Genomic DNA, 565 nt, shown 5'->3' on the forward strand with positions numbered 1-565 from the left:
TAATCCATTTCATGGTTTTCACCTTGCAAAAAATGCTACGTTGTTTTTCTACTTTACTGCCATATACGGCAATAGAAAATAGGGGACTGTCCACACGTGGATGCTTCAAGAAAAAGTGCTCGGAAGCGGTCCAGAAATGGAAATTTTATCGATCATCCTATCAAGGAATATTGGCAGGTTTTCCGAAATGAAGAATAGGATGAGTTTTTGCACCCCCTCCAGCATTTGACACGACAACCCTCACTTTATCATTGGGGAAGAAATGCATATAGATATCCCCAGGCTCATCATATTTTTCCACTTCCACCATTTTTTCTTTAATAATATGTTTTAGTCCATCCGGCATATCCCACCGCACCAGCACCATCATTCCTGGATACCACACTCTCGGGATAGAGGCGCAGCAAACTTCGGCTCCCCCCGCTCCCCATCTGGCCATATTCGCGCCTCCGGCACCATCCACCGTTGCGGAGTAAATAAAATTTCCCGTATGGTTGACAATACCCACCTGCGCCGTCGCGGTAGGACTTGGGCCGGCTTGCTCAACCTGCCTGGCCTTGAGGGC

Annotated in this window: 1 protein-coding gene; it reads right to left on the reverse strand. The window is 47.4% G+C overall.

Features of this window, described 5'->3' with window-relative positions:
* Positions 1–160 precede the first annotated feature (160 nt).
* Positions 161–565, reverse strand: a 405-nt coding sequence (locus tag SJI03_RS28805) for a DUF3304 domain-containing protein (protein WP_322429459.1), incomplete at its 5' end; no start/stop codon positions are given.

It is taken from the genome of Janthinobacterium sp. GMG1 (assembly GCF_034427795.1).
Classification (GTDB): Bacteria; Pseudomonadota; Gammaproteobacteria; order Burkholderiales; family Burkholderiaceae_D; genus Janthinobacterium.